Genomic DNA, 15,487 nt, shown 5'->3' with positions numbered 1-15,487 from the left:
CGTATTCAAACCCCAAGTAAATATAAGGTAGTAGGGGGATTTTCAGCTAAATGACTTTAGTCAACTTGATCTCCATCCAATGTACCCAATTCTTTCCGTCGGTTGACAGCTCCCAACTACCTGTTAACGTGGTGCTATCATCACTAAACATACCTGTGAATCGCTCCGATTTGCCCAAAATTGTCCAGGTACTGTCGTGTAGGTTCGCTTGGTATGCACTGATATTACCATGGTTATCATACGAGTGTGTTGTATAAGTCTGACTGGAAGCATCATAGCCGATGATCTCAATAGCCTTGACCTCATCTTTCCCCATATGGCCATCAACATGATGAATTATAAAATAACCCCCGGGCAACCATTCGTAGGTATCTACTGCTTTCAACTGCGTAGCTGGCCCGGACGGACTCGCTTTAATCAAACCCTCTGTATTCCATTTCCCTACGAAGACATTCAAGCGTGCCATTGCAGGATTAAGTGTAGACGGATTTTGTGGAGTAAGGGCATTACCATTCTCTGGTTCACTGATATTGTTTGTTGTCATTACGATTTCTCCTTTCATTGTGCGAAGTTTTTTATATCATAGCATGCAACAAATGTTGTAATTTCTTATAGATTGCGTATTTAATTACACAAGATAACTAAACTACCTATTAACCATTACTGCCGGTTCAACAAGAAAAAGCTTTACGCCGAAGCTTGACGTTCGTGTCCGTTACAGTAAACAGGCAAGAGTTGACCAACATATTCTTCTTGTTCGACGCCGTATTCTCAAACTCCTTGCTGTCCAAATAACGAAACCAAGCCAAGTAATGTTGCAGATACTTCGTTGCAACGCCGTTGAAGCGGTCTATCCACTTTTTTAGGCGGCTGTGGTAACTGTTGACGTTTTGGATATGGTAAACGCCTTTCACACGCTGTTTCCCATCGGACTTGAAACGGTAATGAGCCAAGCCCTTCGTATTCGCATAGGAGCTGAATGCCCTCCACGAATCAGTGCAAAGAACGATTGAATCAGATAAATGACCGCCGATAGCTTCGTCCAATTTCGATGTTCGTATACGTCCACGCCCAAGAACGCCAGAGAATGTCATCTTCTGACGGTCACGGGCAACCAGTACACATACTTGGTCGCTGCTGATGCCACGATGTTTGGCTTTGCCGCCGCGTTTACGAGGCTTACGTTCGGTGATGTTTCTTTTGCCCTTTTCAGAGAACAAGAAATACATTTCGTCCATTGCGACGATGCCCTGGAATGCTTCAGTTGGAATTTGCTTCAGAGCAGCAAGAATTTTATGCCGCCAGTAAAACAAGGTAACATATGCGTTACCTCACCATGCAGTTCCTCAGCACATTTCCTGAGTGAATAGCCCTCAATCATGCATTCGATAAACCGAGCCCAGATATGAGGTCTTCGTGTCCGCTGAAGTGGGGTATTCGTCAGGTCATTGAATGTTTGAAGGCAGGATTTACAGTGGTAACGTTGCCGTTTGACTTCTCCAGTGCGTGTTTTAACAACATATTTGCCAAATCGCACAGCAGAACAATTGTTGCAATGGGGGCAGGCATGCCCATGTTTATGCATTTGTTCCTGGATTTCACACCTATCGGAGCTGACATTCCCTTGGTTCGGGACTGTAAAAAGTGAATGAGCTCTCGTTTGCCGCTATCGTCGAGTGCATCAGCAAGCTTCTTCAATTCCTTTAAATCCATGGGTAATCATCTCCGTACAATGATATCACCCTAACTATAGAACAAACGTTCGTGAAAATAAAATATCAACAATGCATGTGATTTAACAAAGCCTTAAAAATAAATGATCCTGCAAAAATTATCCTTGTTCAACTTCACCAGAATTCATATACAGAACTTCCCACATATGACCGTCTATATCCTGAAAGCTCCAGCTATACATAAATCCATGGTCGACAGGATCATTGGATTTCTCGCCACCTGCAGCCAGCGCTTTATTGACGATTTCATCCACTTGCTCCCTACTCTCTGTAGATAAGGCAATGATAACTTCTGTCGTTTTGGCTGCATTTGAAATGTCTTTTTTCGTGAAGGTTTTGAAATAATCCTCCACTAGTAGCATGGCAAATATATGATCACTGATCACCATGCAGGTCGCATTCTCATCTGTAAACTGAGGGTTGAACTCAAATCCGATTTTCGTAAAAAATTCAACGGATTTATTCAAATCTTTTACGGGTAAATTAACAAAAATTTTGTCCGACTGTAGTGCCATATTCATCTCACCTCAACGTTAATTTGTGTTCTTGAATGTGATTCTGAGCTGTTGTTTCAAAATATAACACATCTACGATGCCATGATTTCTTCTCAATTGCTATACTTCGTTCGCAAAGGTCTTAGCTAAAGCGTTCTCTATAAGAAATGACTCATCCATTGAACTTACAGCTCAAGGATTTTAACTATTTAGGTTAGTTGAGATCCGGCTAAGAAAATTTTGCATTAATAGAGGCAGGGATATTAAAATTGGTGGATCATCTAACCGGGGTGGATACAGCGTAACTTGTTGATAGGGCACGGACATCCTAGCTTTAACAACGATTGGGTCTCTCGAACGGGTGCGTAAAGTTGCTTGAGGAAGCAAAAAATCCAGAGCCTTCATGTTCCAGGAAATGGAGGTAGCCATTAGATAATACGTGCCCGGGTTTACGTCTGCGAAGCAAAAGTAACCTAAAGATGATAAGAGTGTTCCATACAGTGGTTGGCCTTCGGGGATAGGTTTGGGGAATAATCCAATCAAAATAACACCTGCAAACGGCTTCACTACATGAACGGTACCTTCTACTCTTCCGTATGGACTGGATATTAGATTTTCAGGCGTCCAAGTATTAAGCTTTTGCAATAAGGAAAAATGATTGGATGCTTGCAGTGTTGAATTTCTGAATTGCGACGGCGACATGCCAACCCGTTCCGTAAACCGTGTAGTGAAGGTCCCCAAACTTTGTTGTCCGATTTCCAAAGCGATATCACGAACACTTAAATCACTTTGAAGCAATAAATCTTTTGCTTTCTGTAACCGTAGAGAGGATACATAATATAAGGGTGAAAGCCCCATTCTTTCCTTGAATATACGCGAGAAATGGTACGGACTATATGCAACATGCTTAGCCAAACGGGATAACGAAAGCGGGTCAAAAATATGCTTATGGATAAATTTAATTACCTCGTCAATTTCTAAATGCGAGTCAGACATCAAGTCGCACCTTCCTCTGGTTCATGTTTCTATTTAAAGGAATCAAGGAACAACCGTTCGCATATAATTCTACCATAAAATTGATATTTTTGGAATATTCAATTGTGAAAATTGTACTTAATCGAACACAAAACACGCGCAGATTGGAGTCTGGGCGTGTTTTTTAGGTACAATCTATATATGGCTAGAGTGCTTATCCCTTACTTCTATATTATTTAAAACGATAGGTCCAGAAAGCTTCATTGCCAAAACGCTTGTTAATCTCTTCAGGGCTCGGATGTTTACTTCCCAGTAAGTCTGCAACCTGGAACTGGGAACGATGTGCTTTGATGGAGTTCATCTTGTGCTCAATAAAGCCGGTCACATCATTAACCACATCCGCCTTCCCGATATGCTGTTCACAGTTCTTAGCGAAGGCTATACAGTGTACGACAGGACGCTGTTCTTCAGGAAGCTTTTGAATGGTTCGGATAACAGCAGCCCCCGTTGCATCATGGTCGGGGTGAACGCTGTATCCCGGATAAAAAGTAATAATCAGTGCAGGATTCAATTCATTGATGAGCGATTCAATCGTTCCATCCAGTACTTCATGTGGCTCGAATTCAATCGTTTTATCATGAAATCCAAGCATTCTCAAGTCCTGAATTCCGATAGCCCGGCAGGATTCTTCCAGCTCCAGCTTACGAACAGAGGGAAGGGTGATCCGACTCGCAAATGGCGGGACACCCATATTTCGTCCCATCTCTCCCAAAGTCAAGCATGCATAAGTTACCCGCGTTCCTTGTTGAACGAGCTTTGCAAGTGTTCCAGATGCACCAAATGACTCATCATCCGGATGCGGCAGCACGACCAGAACGTTATTATCCATGTTGTTTCTCATCTCCTGTTCCATTTAGAAGGGTTCCCGGCTTAGTTGTAAGGCTACGACCAACTTGCCTTGGCTGTCATGGCCTGCCATGATCAGCCGCTCAGTCTCACTCTTTTCAAAATGAGTAAGCCCCTCCGCGTAAACCCATCCTTGCTCTATTTTTAATCCGACACGATAAGGTCCGTTTCCGGAAATCGATCCATGTGAAAACCGGATCTTCGCATTCGTAATAAAGTTGGCGGCAGGATGTTTGGAACTATCGTAATGGGCAGCGTACGCTCCCGTAGTTAGCTCAAGATGTATGTAAAGATCTTGATCCGTCAGCTTATCAATCATGTGTTGTACTTCCGATGAATGTATGAGCTCCATATTTCCCTCCGATGTAGTTGCGTAGATTACTTATTAGCTTTTAATAATATGATTATTCTAACATAATTGTTTATAAAGAAAAAACGAAACTTCATATTTCTATGTTGGTTACTTTAAAAAAGAAAGAGCAATCCTTCCGAGAAAATTATAAAAACTCCCAACTTGGTATGCTGCCAAGATGGGAGTTATTGTATCGATCCACAAAGCCGATAACATTTCGTCCTTGTTGAACTTCTTCGTCATAACATACATACCGAATTATCCCTTGGGCTTAACAAACAAAGCTGCCAAAAATGAAAAGATAATGGCTGAGGAAATGCCCGCGCTAGTAATTTTGAAAATGCCTGTAACAATGCCGATCCAGCCGTCTTTTTTGATTTCCTCCAAGGCACCATGCACAAGAGAATTACCGAAGCTTGTAATCGGGACAGATGCGCCGGCGCCGGCAAATTCGATGAATGGATCGTAAAGACCCAATCCGTCCCCGATCGCCCCAAGAACGACAAGCAATGTCATGGTATGAGCAGGAGTTAGCTTGAAAACATCGAAGCATATTTGACCGAAAACGCAAATAGCACCGCCAATCACGAACGCCCACAGAAAAATCATATTTTCCCCATCTCCCTTTCGATCGAAACTGCATGTGCGATACACGGAATGCTTTCTCCCTGCTGGTAAGATATCGGTGACATCAGCGCTCCAGTTGCCACAACCAGTATCCGGTTTAGTTCATGGTTGCGCAATCGTTTCAGCAGATGGCCATACGTAACGACCGCCGAGCATCCGCAGCCGCTAGCTCCAGCCTGTACCATCTGTTTTTCGTAGTCGTAAATCATCATTCCACAATCTTTATATTCCGTTTGTTGTATTGGTACTTTATGTTTCTCAAATAAATCGCATGCGATTTCATACCCCACTTTAGACAGGTCGCCCGTCACGATCAGATCGTAATGTCCGGGCTCGATCTGAAAATCACGGAAATGGGCCTGAATCGTGTCTACCGCCGCAGGAGCCATCGCGGCACCCATATTGAACGGATCCGTAATACCCATGTCGATAACTCGGCCAATCGTTGCGGAAGTAACGTATGGTCCTTTACCTGACTGCGAAACAACACTCGCTCCGGCTCCAGTTACCGTAAACTGTGCAGTTGGAGGCTTTTGAGAGCCGTATTCAGTTGGATAACGAAATTGTTTTTCCGCCGTTGAGTTATGGCTGCATGCACTGGACAATGCATATTGGGCCGATCGTGAATTAACAAGATTAGCGGCTACAGCTAAGCTTTCCATTGAGGTTGAACATGCCCCGAATATGCCGATATAAGGTATCTCAAACGTTCTTGCAGCAAAGCTTGTACTGATAATTTGGTTCATCAAATCGCCGCCGAGAAAAAAGTTGATTTGCTCTTTCGTTAATCCCGCATTCTCGATAGCGAGTTTGGCCGCTTCTTCCAACAAGGTTCGTTCAGCTTTTTCCCAACTATCCTGTCCTAACGACAATTCCCCATGAATGATATCAAAATCTTCGGCTAAAGGCCCTTGTCCTTCGAACGGACCGACAACGGTTGCGGTGCCAAGAATGGATGGACGGTTTTCAAAAATCCAGCTCTGATGACCTTTAAGCATTTTCAAGATCCTCCTATAGCGCCAGGATTAAAAATCAAATGCAGAATTCCGATAAAAAAAGCTGCAACCACACCGAATACAATAACGGGACCCGAAAGCTTAAACATTTTTCCTCCTACGCCCAGAACAAATCCTTCGCTTCGATGCTCAAGCGCCGCGGAAGCCATCGTATTGGCGAATCCCGTAACGGGTACGGCAGAACCTGCTCCTGCCCACTGCGCCATTTTATCGTATACGCCAAAACAAGTAAGAATAACGGAGATCAAAATCAAAACAGCAACAGTTGGGTTGCTAGCCTCTTTCTCGCTAAATCCCGCCCAATGAACGAACATTTCCTGAATAGCTTGCCCAATTAAACAGATTGTGCCACCGGAAATAAAAGCCCGTATACAGTTTTGAAAAATCGGTCTGGCTGGCTCTCTTTTATTAGCAAGTTCTTGATACTCCTGCTGTGTTGGAGTCAGCTCTTTCTTTTTCTCATTTGACATAAATTGAATACCTCCTTTTGAAAATTTAACGATGTAAGCATGGCTTCACTTCCGTAATGACAGACTGCAATTGTTTTGCGCACTGCTCGTACATTTCTTTAGCCTTTTTATTTTGTGTTGTCAGGCCGAACAGCTCCAAATCCGCTTCGCATTTTTTCAAAGTAGCATATAATGTGGCCTTGATTTGAGGCTCTGGTACTTTTATCTGATCGTCAAACAAGTCAACATAAAATTGCCCATAAGAATCCACTTGACCCAAAAATACATTCTCAACAGCAACTCCTGTTTTTTCCAGTTCGGTATTTAACCATGCCCGGCTTAATCCGATTGTTGCCAGTGGTTCATCCATGATCTTTCCATCCATAATCACAGTTTGCGACTCTGGTTCAGGTCCGACTTTAATACCAAGATGATTTGGCGTCAAAGGCAGATTATCTTTGGTGAGCAGCACATTGATATCCCCGTTTGGCTCCATTACCGCAAATTCGACATCCGCCAATTTAAAGACGTCTTTGCTTCTTAGCTGCTCCAATAATTCATCGGTGGCGAGACGTTCTTTCTTTAAATTATCTTCCAATACTTTTCCATCTTTAATGAGCACTGTAGCTTTTCCGTCAATAAAATCTCTGGCCTTTTTGCTTTTAATCTGCAAAAATTCAATGCCAATAGATACCGCGACCCATACTCCTAAAGAGATTATTCCCAGATACCAATTTGCTTCCAAATCTAAAGAAATATATGCCGCCAAACTACCGATTGTAATTCCTGTAATGTACTCGAAGAACGAAAGCTGGGAAACTTGCCTTTTGCCCAATAATTTCGTCATAAAAAAAAGGACGACTATGGCTACTAAAGTTCGCAATGCAATTTCTAGCCAGTTCGGCACAGTTTGATTCCTCCTCCAATCAACACATTTTTGGACTAATCAAATTATTTGTCTAAAAAGCTAATATCAAACTTATAACTCTTTTCCGTAAAAGGAAATACTTTTAGTGACATACCAATTCAGTGCTTGATCTTCAAAATAAATTCAAAATTTTTATTATACAATTTTTCCCATGAATGTTTAACGGCTAACTGAGTTATATTACTTTTCGTTACATAGTTATTTATTTAGGAAACTATCGTTAACTCCTGGAAAGGAGGTGATATCGATGACAGTTGCTTCCCAAGTTAAAACTACCCTGGCTTCTTTGAAGAGCGCGCAAGCAAGCCTTGAACAATTTGCATTGGAAACCCAAAACCAAGAGGCTAAAACACTTTTTACAAATGCAGCACAGCAAACGGACCAAATTGTTCAACAAGTGCAAGGCCGTGTACAACAACTAGAAAATGAAGAGCCTCAATACAAAGGATTTTAATTAATGCATCCCTAATATGTTTCAAGCCGATTTCCCATTCATATTGATTGGGCGAATCGGCTTTTACTTTTTTATACTCTCAATATGTAAAAGGGCACATCCATCATCATGATTTCTTCATCAAGATCAAAAAACACGTGCATGTACGCACGTGTTTTTGATCAGGTTTATAAACTCATCGTGTTAAAAATCAATTGCCAGGAAACGCCAAATCGGTCATTCACCCAAGCGAATTTCTTAAATATTACTACGCTTCTTCCCATTTCTGTTTGAAAAATCTGACGTAAATACGAGTGACCACGATTTTGATTACCATGTACACCGGTATGATCACGATGATCCCGAAAATTCCAAATAATTCACCGCCGGCAAATACCAAAATGATGGTCGTTAACGGATGTATATCCAGCTGTTTACCGAAAATATAAGGTGCCACGAGGTTGTCCTGGATTTGCTGTGCAACCAGAATAATTACAAGGGACCATATCGCTACGGAAGGTGATTGCACGAATCCTATAATGACAATCGGTACAGATGATAGTATAGCCCCAACAAAAGGAATAAAATTCATGATCACCGCAATAACGGTCAACAGTAATGCATAAGGCAAACCGATGATGATAAATCCAATATACATCAGAACACCAAGCGCCACATTAACTAAAACTCTACCCATAATAAAGCTGCTTAGCACCTTGTCAATGTCGTTCATCATCTCGGTTCCTTCGTCACGAAAACGATTCGGCATGAAGCTAACAATTTTCTGGCCAAACTTTCCCCCCTCTTTTAGCATATAGAATAGGAAGATTGGAAAGGTGAACAAAATAATTGCGAAATTCGAGACAAAAGAAAACAATCCCGTCATGTAATTTGTCAGAAATGAAAAACCTTTATTCAAATAATCTGTAACTTGATCAAGTCTGTTGGTATCTTCCGGGAATAGATTAGAAAGAAACGTGTTCTCCTTCAACTTCTCCAGCTCATTGGCTAGTGCTATGAACAGACTTGGTGCGTTTTCCTTTAAAGCAATAATCTGTTTGCTAAGTGAAGGCCATACTCCCCAAATAAAAGCGACCAGCAAAATCGCGATCACAACATAAATAAGCAAAATAGCCAATGAACGTTTCAGCTTACGCTTCTCCAAGAAATCAACCAATGGACGGAGCAAGTAATAAAAGAACCCTGCCAGCAAGACTGGAACAACGATAAGCAGACTGAACAATGCAATGATGGGTTTAAAAACGAAACTTACAAGCGACCCCAAATAAATAATGACCAAAATCAATATGATACCAATACATAGTTTATAAAACTTGTTCATTTTAATCAGCACAGCAGCCCCCAAACTATAATTTTCATTAATCTGTATGTATGAAAGTATTATAGCAGAACATGGCTTTCAACCAAAATGCAGTCTAAGCTTTTTCTTCAACCCGTACCTTCATTGGTTGTTTCGCTGTCCAGTTTCACTTTACAATTTCTCCAAGCATAAGCCATCCTGACAGCACACCAAACAACGGTGCCAGGAATAAAAATGCATTAGCGAAGTCGTAACAAGCACCAACATGACAAACCATATTCGATTCATTATTTTTCTCTCCTACTCCTACTGGACTGCCAAATGAGCATAGCACTCTTTTTTTCTAGTTAGAATCCAGCAACTGTTTATTCAAGAGGTTGGTTTCCTCCTCGATCCGACTGACATCAATGCGCTCAAACAGCAATTCTAGATCGCTTATACTCTGCTGAACGGGTACATTTATCATCTTCCAGGACGGCTGCGCTAAATTCAGGAACCTTCTTACCTTCTCACATGAAAAGGGGATGAATGGATGAAGCAGCTGCGATAGATTGGCAATGATCTGCACGCAATTGTATAACGTATGTCCACATGCCTCCCGCTGATCTTTTATTTGAATCCACGGCTTTTGTTCATCGAAATACTTGTTGGCCTTGCGTACACCAGCAAAGATATACTCCAGTGCGTCTTTAAGCTTTCCGTCTTCAATAAGTACCCCGGATTTCAAATACAGTTTCTCTATCGTAATTCGCCATTCTTCCGACAATTCCCCTTCCGGAACTTCTCCGTCGAAAGATTTTACAATAAAAGCCAAGGTTCGGTTCACCAAATTACCGTAAGCACCGAGCAGCTCACCATTGTGACTGTGAATGAACTCCCTCCATGAGAAGTCGGTATCCCGCTTTTCAGGTCCGTTTGCAATGAGAAAATAACGAATCGTATCCGGATCATACCGGCTCAGTAAATTCGGAACCCACACCGCCCAATTCCGACTGGTAGAGAATTTCTTTCCCTCGAGTGTCATGTATTCACAGGAAATGATATGATCCGGCAGATGAAGTCCACCAGTCCCCAATAATATTGCAGGCCAGATCAGCGTATGAAAAGGTACGTTATCCTTACCATGTACATAATACGATACAATGCTGTCTTCCCCTTCAAGCCAGAACTGCTCCCAGTTACCTCCCGTTTCTTCAGCCCACTGTTTGCTAGCAGACAAGTACCCACTGACGGCTTCAATCCATACATAGATTTTCTTGTCCTCGAATCCACTGACAGGAACATCGACTCCCCAAGACAAGTCCCTTGTCGCTGCACGGTCTTGAAGCCCCTCCTCCAAATATCTTTTGGTCAATTGCTTTGCGTTCTCTCTCCATCCTTGTGCATGAACCGCATACTCCTCCAATTCAGACTGTAATCGGGTTAAAGCAATATAGTAATGTTCGGTTGGCCGCTCTACCGGAGTTGATCCGCATAATTTGCACGTTCTCTCACTCAAATCGGAAGGGTCCAGCAAGGTGGAGCAATAATCGCACTGATCTCCTCGCGCCCGTTGTCCGCACACAGGACAAGTTCCTTCTACATAACGGTCCGGCAAAAATCTCTCATCGCTCTCGCAGTAGGATTGCTGTATTGTTTTTCTATACAAATATTCGTTGTCGAGCAGCTTTAAGAACAGTTCCTTAACTACCTGATGGTGGTTGGCGGTGTCGGTACGTGTGTACAAATCATACGAAAACCCCAGTTTATTGAAACATTCCAGAAGTTCATCATGGTACCTGCCTGCATAATCCGACGGTGATATGCCTTCTTTTTCAGCCTGAACCGCCACAGGTGTACCGTGACAATCACTGCCCGAAACATATAGTACTTTCTCACCTTTTGCGCGAAAATAACGTGCCAGTACATCACCAGGTAATAAACTTGAAAGCCTGCCGAGGTGCAACGATCCGTTCGCATACGGCCATGCACCGCCAATATAAATATTTGCCATCTTTAATTCCTCCTTAATTTTTAGACAACAAAAAAAGCCCTCATCCCAAAGGGACGAGAGCTCTGCTCACGTGGTACCACCCAATTTTATAAATGCCTCGCGGCATTCACCTCTTCAGGTACGGCGCGTAATTACGCGAGTATACCCTAGCATGGTAACGGATGCGGGTTCCGGCGCAGCCTACATCCCAATCGGGGTTCGATGCGCAGCTCAGAGACCATATTCCCACAGATCTTCTTTACTCCTTTTCAGCTACCGGAGCTCTCTGTTCAAAGATATCACCATAGTACTCTTTCTCTTCATTGCTTTTTCATAAAATATTCAAGTTAATCGTTATCTTAAGGATAACATTGAACGATGTCAACCTTATTATAGACGAATCCCCGCCCATTTATCACTTTTCGTTATTTTATCACGTGATTGATCAAAATTAACACCAATCCTGTACAGACCACACCTGTGTTACCCAGTCCAGATAAAAATCAGGCTCGTGCGAGACAAGCACAATAGTACCGGTATATTGGGATAAAGCGTCTTTCAATGATTCTTTAGCGATGACGTCAAGATGGTTGGTCGGTTCATCAAGCACAAGTACATTGCCCGGTGTGATCATCAGCTTGCTCAATCGCACCTTCGCCTGTTCACCACCGCTTAGCATCGATATCGAACGCCTTATATGCTTATCGGTCAATCCGGCACTCGCCAGCGTCTGCCTGATTTCTTTTTGTGTGAGATCAGGTCGATAGCTCCATAAATGTTCAAGCGGCGTCTCTTGATAAGCTTCGTGTTCCTGCGCATAATAAGCAGGATGAACACCATCGCCCATCTGTAAAGAACCGCTGAGTGGCGCAATATTACCAAGCAATGTTTTTAGCATGGTTGATTTACCGATTCCGTTATGACCGGTTATTGCGATCTTCTCCCCCCGCTTAATCATAAGATCTTTTGGACTAAACAGTGGGTGGGTATAACCAACCTGAAGATGCTTTGTCTCAATAATCTTGTTAACAGGTTCTTTGTTCACTGTAAACTTAAAGCGGGGTTTAGGTGCTGTTTTCTGGATCTCGATGCGCTGAATTTTGTCCAGCATTTTTTCTCTGCTCTTCGCCTGTTTGGCATTACGGTTTCGGTTCTTCTGAACAAAACTTTCAAGCCTTCCAATTTCCTTCTGCTGCCGTACATAAGCTTCTTGCAATTGGTTACGGCTCAGCTCATATCGGTTTTGAAAAGCGATATAGTTTCCAGGATATCGCTTGATCGTCTGATGCTCCAAATGGAAAATCGTACTCGTTACTTCATTCATGAACTTCTCATCATGAGACACAACGAGATAAGCTGACTCATAACGTTTCAGATATGCAGTTAACCACTCTATATGCACATCATCCAAGTAGTTTGTCGGTTCATCAAGCAGCAACACATCCGGTTGATCCAGCAAAAGCTTTCCTAGCAGCAGCTTGGTGCGCTGGCCTCCGCTCAGTTCACTGACATCACGGTCGATCCCAAGATCCAATATGCCTAGTCCAGCAGCAACCTCTTGAATTTGTAAATCCAAATGATAGAAGCCACTATGCTCTAGGCTGCTCTGAATCTTCCCATACTGTGTTAATAGTGATTCCATATCCCCTAAAGCAGAAGACATTTGCGCAGCCAATTGAAGCATTTTGCGCTCCTGATCATACAGATGACGGAATACATCCTGTAATGCTTCCAACACCGTTGTTCCGGCTTTCAAATCTAGATGCTGCTGGAGGAAACCAACCTTTACTCCCGGTAGCCAGGTAACCGAACCGGAATCCGGAATGATCTCTTCTGTCAGCATGCGAAGCAGTGTTGATTTTCCAGCCCCGTTGTTTCCGACCAATCCTGCGTGTTCTCCTTGCAGCAGACGGAAATCCAATCCGTTAAAAAGTTGTTTATCTCCATACGTATGCTTAAGTTGTTCTACGTTTACAATACTCATCCTTACTCTCTCCTTAGGTTTCAATTCTGAAGCCAACCGGAAGAGCAATAGGAAAGAACGTTATTCAATTTAGATATAACAAAAAATGGGTAAGGTGAACACACCCTACCCATTACAATATGTCATTGTAAAGACAAGGAAGAATGACGTTCTCGATCTACTGTTCTTCGGTTGGAATAGCTATAAATGGGTAGACTTCTCCCGTCTATCCCATTTTCCGAATTAAAACAGTAGACAAAAAGAACATATATCCTTCCTCCTCATTTCAAAATGTTATTGATTTTAGTTACATGTACGACTCTTGAAGTATAACTGGATTATTCAGGATATGTCAATACAAGATGCGCCCTTACGGGAGCCGGCCAATGAAATATAGGCTTTCAACCGGGATGTGATCTATACTTCCATTAAGAATCGATTGGACATCCGATAATGTGTCCTGAAGACTGACTGACTCTCCTTTTGTTCCGGTAAACGCTTCGGCAATGCAGAAAGGCTGAGTAAGATACGCTTCCAGTCGCTCGCCCCGGTGATAGGTTTCCACTTCTGAAGCAGGTATCCCGGCAAGCCCCTTCACATTGACAAGCGCACGCAACTCACGGTACCGCCGCAATAGCTTTTGGGCCCGCTGTTGTACTGTTAAATGATTTTGGTCTAGATGAACGCCTTCCAGTACAGAGGATGTTGAGTGCATCGGATTTACAGCCGGATACTTGTGTCTAGCGGCAAGATCCGCATCGAAAACCCATAAGGTCTCAAGCGGTCCATACGGTATATCTTCATCCACGACCGCCCCTTTGAGGTCTACCAAAAAAGTTGTAACATTGACAATTCCTTCATTCTGAAGGCGTTCCTGCAAGTCGTAAATTTTACCAGTCAGTACATGCTCCCGATCAGCTGCAAAAACAATTTCTTTATCCGGCCCAGCAGCTGTAATCATGCTATACACATCTTCTATGGAATAAGCGACTTTCTCCACATCATCTAGCATATCCTGCAGCTCCGGATAATTTCCTTCAGGCTTTAGCAGAAGTGTCAAGTAACCGTCGCGCTTAAAATGATGGAACAGTTCACCAAGAAGCACAAGCTGCCCCATTCCCGGCCGGGCCACTAAACCGACAGTCCCCCCTTTGGCTAACGGGGCGAACAGGTCAAGCGTCTTTATTTTTGTTTCAATCATATCAACCGCTTCTCCATTAAGAATCAACTCATCTATACTGCATTTCGCCAGAGCGGCTAGTGCTGCAATCGTTCGGACTTCTGCCCGACCTACAGGGATCTTGCCCGTGCACAGATTGGAGACCGTGGCTGGACGCAATCCTGCGGAACGTGCTGCAGTAGTTAGGTTTGGTACTCTTTGTCTTAACAAGGACACATTTAGTTTAAGTTTCATCGGTTCCATGAAGTCGTTCCCTTCCTTTTCATTCAGTTACTGGTTTTCGCTCATTCTATCCACTTTCCTCATAAAATGATCGACCGTTTCAATAAAAATCTCAGCATTGGGCTCAAATAGATTATGATCGAATTCATCAAAAACGACAATCTCAGCGTCAGGCCATTGCTCTTTATACATCTGCAGCGCTTCAGGTGACAGCGGTGTATCTTTACCTGCCTGAATAATAAGGGTTGAACAAGTTATCCGGGAAAGCTCATCCCAAAAAACAACGTTTACGGACTCCTTCTGCAGCGCTTCCAAAGCTTCCCGGCTCATTCTCTCCAGTATCGTTTTCCCCCTCCAAGGGGGCATAGTAGCCATGAAATCTACCCAACCGTCCCTTAATTGCGTGTGGACGGCAGGATAATCGCCGATAATAAGGCCTTTTAATAAAGACGTGTTTTGCAGTGCATAACCAATCGTGTAGGCGACTCCTCTGGAGTAGCCTAATAATATAAAATCGGTAAGCTTCAACTGCTGGATTGCCGCATCAATATCACTGATGTGATCTTCCAACGTATATCCACTGGAAGGCGAGTCACTCTTCCCTCTGCCGCGCAAGGTAATCACCACACAATGTCTGGGAGCAAATCGTTTCATAATCGGTAAGTAATCTTCTGCGCATTCGGATAAACCCGGGATAATGACGAGAGGTATCATCATCTCTTTCGAACCGGCATTTGTTTCGGCAACATGGATCATGACGCCCTGATTATTAACTCTGCTTTCCGTTAACTTCATTTGAAGCATCCTCCTTCATGATTAGAAGCTAATAGACTATTGTGAATAATTGAGATGATTTTCCACATGTCGTTACTTTAAAGAGTAATTTAAATTACGTGTTTAGTCAATAATCATTTC

General features: G+C 42.9%; 17 protein-coding genes, 1 pseudogene and 1 other annotated feature. Of the genes and pseudogenes, 1 reads left to right on the top strand and 17 read right to left on the bottom strand.

The window, feature by feature from the left end; translation table 11 throughout:
- Window positions 1-46: 46 nt before the first annotated feature.
- The 10 genes and pseudogenes from B9N86_RS11495 to B9N86_RS11450 all read right to left on the bottom strand — a co-directional run bounded on the left by B9N86_RS11495 (window position 47) and on the right by B9N86_RS11450 (window position 7,460).
- On the bottom strand, window positions 47-544 hold the full coding sequence (locus tag B9N86_RS11495) for a DUF1579 family protein (RefSeq protein ID WP_208919341.1): 498 nt from the start codon (window positions 542-544) through the stop codon (window positions 47-49).
- 127 nt (window positions 545-671) lie between these two features.
- Window positions 672-1,713, bottom strand: a pseudogene (locus tag B9N86_RS11490) (IS1595 family transposase).
- A 118-nt stretch (window positions 1,714-1,831) separates the two neighbouring features.
- Window positions 1,832-2,248, bottom strand: coding sequence for a VOC family protein (locus tag B9N86_RS11485; RefSeq protein ID WP_208919340.1), 417 nt, complete (start codon window positions 2,246-2,248; stop codon window positions 1,832-1,834).
- Window positions 2,249-2,429: 181 nt separating this feature from the next.
- Window positions 2,430-3,224, bottom strand: a complete 795-nt coding sequence (locus B9N86_RS11480; RefSeq protein ID WP_208919339.1) for a helix-turn-helix transcriptional regulator — start codon at window positions 3,222-3,224, stop codon at window positions 2,430-2,432.
- A 211-nt stretch (window positions 3,225-3,435) separates the two neighbouring features.
- Window positions 3,436-4,092, bottom strand: a complete 657-nt coding sequence (bshB2, locus tag B9N86_RS11475; protein ID WP_208919338.1) for a bacillithiol biosynthesis deacetylase BshB2 — start codon at window positions 4,090-4,092, stop codon at window positions 3,436-3,438.
- A gap of 24 nt (window positions 4,093-4,116) precedes the next feature.
- Window positions 4,117-4,461 (bottom strand): YojF family protein, encoded by a 345-nt coding sequence (locus B9N86_RS11470; protein WP_208919337.1) that lies wholly within the window; start codon window positions 4,459-4,461, stop codon window positions 4,117-4,119.
- A gap of 258 nt (window positions 4,462-4,719) precedes the next feature.
- Window positions 4,720-5,070, bottom strand: a complete 351-nt coding sequence (spoVAE, locus tag B9N86_RS11465; protein ID WP_208919336.1) for a stage V sporulation protein AE — start codon at window positions 5,068-5,070, stop codon at window positions 4,720-4,722.
- The gene (spoVAD, locus tag B9N86_RS11460) at window positions 5,067-6,086 is read right to left on the bottom strand and encodes a stage V sporulation protein AD (RefSeq protein WP_208919335.1); all 1,020 of its coding nucleotides are present in this window, start codon (window positions 6,084-6,086) and stop codon (window positions 5,067-5,069) included. The genes spoVAE and spoVAD overlap by 4 nt, the downstream gene beginning before the upstream one ends.
- A 2-nt stretch (window positions 6,087-6,088) precedes the next feature.
- On the bottom strand, window positions 6,089-6,574 hold the full coding sequence (spoVAC, locus tag B9N86_RS11455) for a stage V sporulation protein AC (RefSeq protein ID WP_208919334.1): 486 nt from the start codon (window positions 6,572-6,574) through the stop codon (window positions 6,089-6,091).
- Between the two features lie 25 nt (window positions 6,575-6,599).
- Entirely contained in the window at window positions 6,600-7,460 is an 861-nt protein-coding gene (locus B9N86_RS11450; RefSeq protein WP_208919333.1) for a DUF421 domain-containing protein, read from the bottom strand.
- Window positions 7,461-7,728: 268 nt separating this feature from the next.
- Here B9N86_RS11450 and B9N86_RS11445 point away from each other — a divergent pair, with 268 nt between their 5' ends.
- Entirely contained in the window at window positions 7,729-7,935 is a 207-nt protein-coding gene (locus B9N86_RS11445; RefSeq protein ID WP_208919332.1) for a DUF1657 domain-containing protein, read from the top strand.
- A 167-nt stretch (window positions 7,936-8,102) separates the two neighbouring features.
- Here the strand turns inward: B9N86_RS11445 and B9N86_RS30950 are convergent, their stop codons facing one another.
- From B9N86_RS30950 to B9N86_RS11415, 7 genes are all read right to left on the bottom strand, one after another.
- Window positions 8,103-8,198, bottom strand: coding sequence for a VOC family protein (locus B9N86_RS30950; RefSeq protein WP_208919331.1), 96 nt, complete (start codon window positions 8,196-8,198; stop codon window positions 8,103-8,105).
- Entirely contained in the window at window positions 8,183-9,265 is a 1,083-nt protein-coding gene (locus tag B9N86_RS11435; protein WP_208920243.1) for an AI-2E family transporter, read from the bottom strand. The genes B9N86_RS30950 and B9N86_RS11435 overlap by 16 nt, the downstream gene beginning before the upstream one ends.
- 136 nt (window positions 9,266-9,401) lie before the next feature.
- Window positions 9,402-9,569 (bottom strand): hypothetical protein, encoded by a 168-nt coding sequence (locus tag B9N86_RS30000; RefSeq protein ID WP_210190662.1) that lies wholly within the window; start codon window positions 9,567-9,569, stop codon window positions 9,402-9,404.
- A gap of 9 nt (window positions 9,570-9,578) precedes the next feature.
- Window positions 9,579-11,228: a methionine--tRNA ligase gene (metG, locus tag B9N86_RS11430; RefSeq protein WP_208919330.1), complete on the bottom strand. Its 1,650-nt coding sequence runs from the start codon at window positions 11,226-11,228 to the stop codon at window positions 9,579-9,581.
- Window positions 11,229-11,274: 46 nt separating this feature from the next.
- Window positions 11,275-11,540 (bottom strand) — a binding site (T-box leader).
- A gap of 118 nt (window positions 11,541-11,658) precedes the next feature.
- Window positions 11,659-13,191 carry an ABC-F family ATP-binding cassette domain-containing protein gene (locus B9N86_RS11425; protein ID WP_208919329.1) on the bottom strand — a complete coding sequence of 511 codons (1,533 nt, stop codon included), beginning with the start codon at window positions 13,189-13,191 and terminating at the stop codon, window positions 11,659-11,661.
- A 349-nt stretch (window positions 13,192-13,540) separates the two neighbouring features.
- Window positions 13,541-14,584 carry a P-loop NTPase family protein gene (locus B9N86_RS11420; RefSeq protein WP_425298583.1) on the bottom strand — a complete coding sequence of 348 codons (1,044 nt, stop codon included), beginning with the start codon at window positions 14,582-14,584 and terminating at the stop codon, window positions 13,541-13,543.
- A gap of 36 nt (window positions 14,585-14,620) precedes the next feature.
- Window positions 14,621-15,367: an alpha/beta fold hydrolase gene (locus B9N86_RS11415; protein WP_208919327.1), complete on the bottom strand. Its 747-nt coding sequence runs from the start codon at window positions 15,365-15,367 to the stop codon at window positions 14,621-14,623.
- Window positions 15,368-15,487 lie beyond the last annotated feature (120 nt).

Origin of the sequence: Paenibacillus uliginis N3/975 (genome assembly GCF_900177425.1) — a bacterium.
Lineage (GTDB): Bacteria > Bacillota > Bacilli > Paenibacillales > Paenibacillaceae > Paenibacillus_AQ > Paenibacillus_AQ uliginis.
Note: the sequence above shows the minus strand (reverse complement) of the source record. Positions and strands in the feature narration are given on the sequence as shown.